The organism is Streptomyces sp. NPDC020362, assembly GCF_040642095.1.
Classification (GTDB): domain Bacteria; phylum Actinomycetota; class Actinomycetes; order Streptomycetales; family Streptomycetaceae; genus Streptomyces.
Window position 1 is genome coordinate 1 of sequence record NZ_JBFAET010000325.1, and the last position, 6,247, is coordinate 6,247.

7 protein-coding genes and 2 pseudogenes are annotated in these 6,247 nt (G+C 72.3%); 6 read left to right on the forward strand and 3 right to left on the reverse strand.

Annotation, left to right across the window (positions count from 1 at the left end):
* Positions 1-150: 150 nt before the first annotated feature.
* Complete coding sequence (locus AB0H32_RS45900; RefSeq protein WP_361134929.1) at positions 151-408, reverse strand: hypothetical protein; 258 nt, start codon at positions 406-408, stop codon at positions 151-153.
* A 127-nt stretch (positions 409-535) separates the two neighbouring features.
* Between AB0H32_RS45900 and AB0H32_RS45905 the strand changes: the two genes are divergently transcribed.
* Entirely contained in the window at positions 536-1,171 is a 636-nt protein-coding gene (locus tag AB0H32_RS45905; RefSeq protein WP_361134932.1) for a uridine kinase, read from the forward strand.
* A 184-nt stretch (positions 1,172-1,355) separates the two neighbouring features.
* On the opposite strand, the gene AB0H32_RS45910 is transcribed toward AB0H32_RS45905, so the two are convergent.
* Positions 1,356-2,117 carry a SigE family RNA polymerase sigma factor gene (locus AB0H32_RS45910; protein ID WP_361134935.1) on the reverse strand — a complete coding sequence of 254 codons (762 nt, stop codon included), beginning with the start codon at positions 2,115-2,117 and terminating at the stop codon, positions 1,356-1,358.
* Positions 2,118-2,367: 250 nt separating this feature from the next.
* Here AB0H32_RS45910 and afsQ1 point away from each other — a divergent pair, with 250 nt between their 5' ends.
* The 5 genes and pseudogenes from afsQ1 to AB0H32_RS45935 all read left to right on the forward strand — a co-directional run.
* Entirely contained in the window at positions 2,368-3,045 is a 678-nt protein-coding gene (gene afsQ1, locus AB0H32_RS45915) for a two-component system response regulator AfsQ1 (RefSeq protein ID WP_208643022.1), read from the forward strand.
* Positions 3,042-4,625: a HAMP domain-containing sensor histidine kinase gene (locus tag AB0H32_RS45920; protein WP_361134938.1), complete on the forward strand. Its 1,584-nt coding sequence runs from the start codon at positions 3,042-3,044 to the stop codon at positions 4,623-4,625. The genes afsQ1 and AB0H32_RS45920 overlap by 4 nt, the downstream gene beginning before the upstream one ends.
* Entirely contained in the window at positions 4,622-5,233 is a 612-nt protein-coding gene (locus tag AB0H32_RS45925; RefSeq protein ID WP_361134941.1) for a hypothetical protein, read from the forward strand. The genes AB0H32_RS45920 and AB0H32_RS45925 overlap by 4 nt, the downstream gene beginning before the upstream one ends.
* 92 nt (positions 5,234-5,325) lie before the next feature.
* The gene (locus tag AB0H32_RS45930; protein ID WP_361134944.1) at positions 5,326-5,886 is read left to right on the forward strand and encodes a VanZ family protein; all 561 of its coding nucleotides are present in this window, start codon (positions 5,326-5,328) and stop codon (positions 5,884-5,886) included.
* 92 nt (positions 5,887-5,978) lie between these two features.
* Positions 5,979-6,164, forward strand: a pseudogene (locus tag AB0H32_RS45935) (PspC domain-containing protein); the annotation flags it as partial.
* 4 nt (positions 6,165-6,168) lie between these two features.
* Here the strand turns inward: AB0H32_RS45935 and AB0H32_RS45940 are convergent.
* Positions 6,169-6,246: pseudogene (locus tag AB0H32_RS45940) on the reverse strand (MerR family DNA-binding transcriptional regulator); the annotation flags it as partial.
* Between the last annotated feature and the right edge of the window lies 1 nt (position 6,247).

Here is a 6,247-nt window from a genome sequence, read left to right on the forward strand (position 1 = left end):
TCTCTGCCGGCTATCGTATACCCTTCCGGGGCCGCCCCCCCTGGGGTGCGCCGGGCGGCGGGGTTGTCTAGTCCCCTCCCGCACCTGGCGGCCCCCCGCCCCCCCGCGGCCCCGCGGCCGGGGGCCGCCGCGGCTCTCCTCGTGCGCGGCTCAGCCCCCTCCGCTGAGGAACCCGCCCACCTGGTCCACCGCCGGTACCCCACCGAGCGTCTCCACCTGGACCAGCGGGCCGGTGAAGTCGGAGAGCCCGCCGTCGCCGAGGGGGGCGGCGGCGGGGCGTGCGGGCGCCGCGGCGAGCGGATGGGCGTGCGCTGCCGCCGTCGCCGCGCCCAGAGCCGCTGCGGCGATCGCGAGCGCCCCCAGGGCGCGCCGGACGGCGAGGGTGTGGGGGGAGACACGTCGTGCCATCTCCGACACCGCCTTTCATTACGTACTGTGATCGTATCGGCACGAAGCGTAATGGAGATGTGATGCGCGCTCCAAAGCCGACCCGCGGGGTCGGCAGGGGGCTCGCCATACGTCAAACTGGTGTTCCGTGAGCATTCATCCCCCGTCTCCCGCCCGTGTCGTGCTGCTGTGCGGCCCTTCGGGCTCGGGCAAGTCACTCGTCGCCGCCCGCTCCGGGCTGCCCGTCCTGCGCCTCGACGACTTCTACAAGGAGGGCGACGACCCGACACTGCCCCTGGTGGAGGGGAGTTCGGACATCGACTGGGACCATCCCCGGTCGTGGGACGCGGACGTCGCGGTGGCGGCCATCGCCAGCCTCTGCGCGACGGGGTCGACGCCCGTGCCGGTCTACGACATCTCGCTGAGCGCCCGTACCGGCGAGCACACGCTGCACATCGGGCGCACCCCGCTGTTCATCGCGGAGGGCATCTTCGCGGCGGAGATCGTGGAACGCTGCCGTGAGCTGGGCCTGCTGGCGGACGCGCTGTGCCTCAGCCGGGGTCCCTTCACCACGTTCCGCCGGCGCTTCCTGCGGGACCTCAGGGAAGGCCGCAAGTCGGTGCCGTTCCTGATCCGCCGCGGCTGGCGGCTGATGCGTGCCGAGCGCTCGATCGTGGCCCGCCAGGTCTCCCTGGGCGCCCACCCGTGCGACCGGGACGAGGCGCTGGACCGGATGGCCGCCGCGGCGGCGGGGCGGCAGACACGGCAGCAGACGCCGGCGTAACCGGGCGCCCGGAGCCGGGAAAGGCGTACGGAAACGGGAAACGGGACTGGACGGACCCCCCGGCCCTCCAGTCCCGTTCTTTACTCTCCCCCGTGTTCCCCCGTGTCCCCCGTGGGGCCCACCCCCCAGTGGTCCCCCAGGCTCCCCCGTGTCCCCCAGGGCCACCCCCCGGTGGCCCCTGCCTTCAGGCGACCAGTTCGCCGAAGGCGTTCTCCTCGTCACGGCCGAAGCTGAGGACCTCGTCCTCACGCAGCCGGCGGAGCGACCGCCAGATGCTGGACTTCACCGTGCCGACACTGATGCCGAGGATCTCCGCGATCTCCGGGTCCGTACGGCCCTCGTAGTAGCGCAGGACCAGCATGGTGCGCTGGAGTTCGGGCAGCCGGGCCAGCGCCTGCCACAGGACCGCACGCAGCTCGGTGCCGCGCATCGCGTCCGTCTCGCCGGGCGTCTCCGGCAGTTCCTCGGTCGGGTACTCGTTGAGCTTGCGGCGCCGCCAGGCGCTGATGTGCAGGTTGGTCATGGTGCGGCGCAGGTAGCCGCCGACCGCCGCCTTGTCGCTGATCCGTTCCCACGCCTTGTACGTCGAGAACAGCGCGCTCTGCAGCAGGTCCTCGGCCTCGAAGCGGTCGCCGGTCAGGTGGTAGGCGGTGGCGTACAGGGAGGCGCGGCGCTCCTGGACGTAGGCGGTGAACTCCGCCTCGGTCAGCGAACGACGCTCCCCCGAGTCCTCCCTGTACGCGGTTCCCCCGTGCGTACCCTTGGCGGCCGGCGCCGCAGGTTCCCCCGTGTGCGTGTCAACCACCGTCATGTAACCGGTGTGCTGACGCCCGGCGCCGCGAGCGCACCCCCGCCCGCTCACGGCGCCGGACTTCTCGGAACCCCGGTGAACGTCGTGCAGACGCGTGACCACTGCGCTGGTGCTGATGCTGTGCAGCGTGTTCATCTCGCGCTCCCCGTCGTGGACTTCCGGTGTTCGGTCGGCTCGGCGTCGGTTCCTTGCCGATGCCGAAAAGCTTGCCGATCGACCTTCATGGCCGTGTCCGCCGACTGTCACAGACCTGTCACAGGGGTCCGGGCCAGGGCGGTCACAGGCCGGACACAGGGGGTGGCGTTACCGGGCGCGGGCCGGGCGGTACACACCACAGATCGCCCACAGGTCGTACAGGAGGCCGTCCATGGGCCAGAATGTGGCCGTGCCTTCCCTGTTGCTGATCGAGGACGACGACGCCATCCGTACGGCCCTGGAGCTCTCCCTGACCCGCCAGGGCCACCGGGTGGCCACCGCTGCCAGCGGTGAGGACGGTCTGAAGCTGCTGCGCGAGCAGCGGCCGGATCTGATCGTGCTGGACGTGATGCTGCCCGGCATCGACGGGTTCGAGGTGTGCCGGCGCATCCGGCGCACCGACCAGCTGCCGATCATCCTGCTGACCGCCCGCAACGACGACATCGACGTGGTGGTCGGGCTGGAGTCCGGGGCCGACGACTACGTCGTCAAGCCGGTGCAGGGCCGGGTGCTGGACGCCCGGATCCGGGCCGTGCTGCGGCGCGGGGAGCGCGAGTCCAGCGACTCGGCGGCCTTCGGCAGCCTCGTCATCGACCGGTCGGCGATGACCGTGACGAAGAACGGCGAGGACCTGCAGCTGACACCGACCGAGCTGAGGCTCCTGCTGGAGCTGAGCCGGCGGCCCGGCCAGGCGCTGTCGCGCCAGCAGCTGCTGCGGCTGGTGTGGGAGCACGACTATCTGGGCGACTCGCGCCTGGTGGACGCGTGCGTACAGCGGCTGCGCGCCAAGGTGGAGGACGTGCCCTCGTCCCCGACCCTGATCCGTACCGTCCGTGGTGTCGGCTACCGCCTGGACACTCCTCAGTGACCGATACGCAAGGGGGGCTCCGCGGCTGGGCCGCGGGCCGCAAGGGAAGTCTGTCGCGGCTGCGGTTCACCAGCCTCAGGCTGCGGCTGGTCGTCGTCTTCGGTCTGGTCGCGCTCACCGCCGCGGTGTCGGCGTCGGGCATCGCGTACTGGCTGAACCGGGAGGCCGTGCTCACCCGCGCCCAGGACGCGGTGCTGCGCGACTTCCAGCAGGAGATGCAGAACCGGGCGGGTGCCCTGCCCGTGCACGCCTCGCAGGACGAACTGCAGCACGCGGCGGGCCAGATGGCCAGCAGCAGCCAGCGGTTCAGCGTGCTGCTGGTCGCCGAGGACGCCAACGGCAAGACGGTGTACGGCAATTCGGGCGGCATCAACGGCTTCTCGATGGAGGACGTGCCGAAGTCGCTGCGTGCCGCGGTGAACAAGCGGCAGAAGGTGGGCGACGGCAACGAGTCGCCGTACCACCTGTACTGGCAGCGGGTCGACGACCACGGCACGCCGTATCTGGTGGCCGGTACGAGGCTGATCGGCGGCGGTCCGACGGGCTACATGTCCAAGTCGCTGGAGCCGGAGGCCAAGGACCTCAACTCGCTGGCCTGGTCGCTGGGGATCGCGACGGGCCTGGCGCTGATCGGCTCGGCGCTGCTCGCGCAGGCCGCCGCCACGACCGTGCTCAAGCCGGTGCACCGGCTCGGGGTCGCCGCCCGGCGGCTCGGCGAGGGCAGGCTGGACACCCGCCTGAGGGTGTCGGGCACCGACGAACTCGCCGATCTGTCGCGGACGTTCAACAACGCGGCCGAGGCGCTGGAGAAACGGGTCGCGGACATGGCCGCCCGGGACGACGCCTCGCGCCGCTTCGTCGCCGACATGTCGCACGAGCTGCGCACCCCGCTGACCGCCATCACCGCCGTCACGGAGGTGCTGGAGGAGGAGCTGGACGCGGACGCCGGGAGCATCGACCCGATGATCGAGCCGGCCGTGCGGCTGGTGGTCAGCGAGACCCGGCGGCTGAATTCCCTGGTCGAGAACCTGATGGAGGTCACCCGCTTCGACGCGGGCACCGCCCGCCTGGTCCTGGACGACGTCGACATCGCGGACCAGATCACCGCCTGCATCGACGCCCGCGCCTGGCTGGACGCCGTCGAGCTGGACGCCGAGCGCGGCATCCACGCCCGCCTGGACCCGCGCCGCCTGGACGTGATCCTCGCCAACCTGATCGGCAACGCGCTCAAGCACGGCGGCTCGCCGGTGCGCGTGTCGGTGCGCATCGACGGCGACGATCTGGTCGTCGCGGTGCGCGACCACGGGCCCGGCATCCCCGAGGACGTCCTGCCGCACGTCTTCGACCGCTTCTACAAGGCCAGCGCCTCCCGGCCGCGCTCCGAGGGCAGCGGTCTGGGCCTGTCCATCGCCATGGAGAACGCCCATATCCACGGTGGCGGGATCACCGCCGCCAACTCGCCCGAGGGCGGCGCGGTGTTCACGCTGCGGCTGCCGCGGGACGCCTCCCGGCTGACGGAGGAGGACGGCGCAGGCACCAAGGACGGCGAGGCCACGGACTCCGGGAAGGAGGGGTCATGACCGCGGGGACCGTACGGCGCCTGCTGGCCCTGCCCCTTCTGGCCGGGCTGCTCGCCGGGTGCGGGATCCGGGCCACCGAGGTGCCGACGGACTTCGGCGCGGCGCCCTCCCGGGTGCCGTGCTCGCTGACCGGGTCCGCCCCGTCGGCGCAGTCCGCGCACGGGGTGCCCGTGCAGGTCTTCCTGCTGTGCGGCTCGTCCCTGGCGGCCGTCGACCGGACCGTGCCGGTACCGGAGGGCACCGCGGACGCGCGGCGCCGGGTCCTCGTGGCGCAGGGTCTGCTGGACCAGCTCGCCGCGTCCCCCTCGCCCGCCGAGCGCGCGGCGCGCTACACGACGTACGTGCCGGGCGGCCTGAGCGTGACCGGGCCCGGCCCGAAGGACCCGGAGGACGCGCTGCGGCTGAGCACTCCACCGGGCCGGCTCACCTCCAACGCTCTCGCCCAGCTCGTGTGCACGCTGTCCGACTCGGCGGCGACGGAGGGTGATGGTTCGGTGATCCTGGGCGGGCCCGGCACCCAGCCGCTGCGCCGCTACGAGTGCACCGACGACGTCCGCAACCGGCCGGGCAGCACCGAGCCTCCGTCCAGCGAGGTCACGGCGGGCTGAGCGGCCGTGGCGGGCCGGTGTGGCGGACACCTCATGTGCATCCGCGTGACGGATGCGGAACCGATCGTGCACACGGGTGCGTCTTGGGGGTCGTGCAGCGTCAAGGCTCCATCGGCGGCAGCGCCGCGATCCGCATCCGTGTGACGGGGGGTGTCCTCCTTGTCGCACATCTCGCGCTCGTCGCCTGGCTGATGCTGCGGCCCCTGGACGTGCCCTGGGTGATGCCCGCCAACATGCGGCCGCTGGCCGGCATCCGGGCCGATCTGGCACTGGGCTGGCCCGAGGCGGCCAGACCTCTCGGCGAGGGGCTGGCCCTGCTCGCGCCGCTGGGCGTGCTGCTGCCGATGGTGGACGGCCGGCTCGTCGTCTCCCGGCTCGCCTCCCTGATCCGTACGGCGGCCGCGGGAGCCCTGATCTCCCTCGGGATCGCCCTGCTGCAGACCGGAGTGCCCGGCAGGGTCGTGGACGTCGACTCGCTGCTGCTGAACACCGTGGGGGTGGCGCTTGCGCACCTGGCCGTGGTGCCCGCCGGCCGTGCCTGGCTGCGCCGGCGGGCCGAGCGCGAGCCCCTCGCGGCCGGGAGGATCACCGTCCAGGAGGACCTCCCTCAGGGTCGGACCCCGACGATTCCCAGGGTCGGGATCGCCCCGTAGAGCGACGCTTTGCCCCCTTCGTCTCCGTAGTGTGGATGTCAGATGAGGCAGCCGGCCCGGCCGCCTCGACCGCAGCTCACGAAGGAGCCGACATGACCGCCCTTGCCCGCCCCACCCACGGCCGCATGATCGGCGGAGTGTGCGCAGCGCTGGCACGGCGCTTCGGCACCTCCGCGACGACGATGCGGGTGATCTTCCTGCTGTCCTGCCTGCTGCCCGGCCCGCAGTTCCTGCTCTACATAGCGCTGTGGATCCTGCTCCCGTCCGAGGACAAGGCCCGGCGCTGCTCAGCAGGCCCTGGGTCTCGTAGTAGCGCAGCGACCGCTCGCTCACACTGGTGCGCCGGGCCAGTTCGCCGATC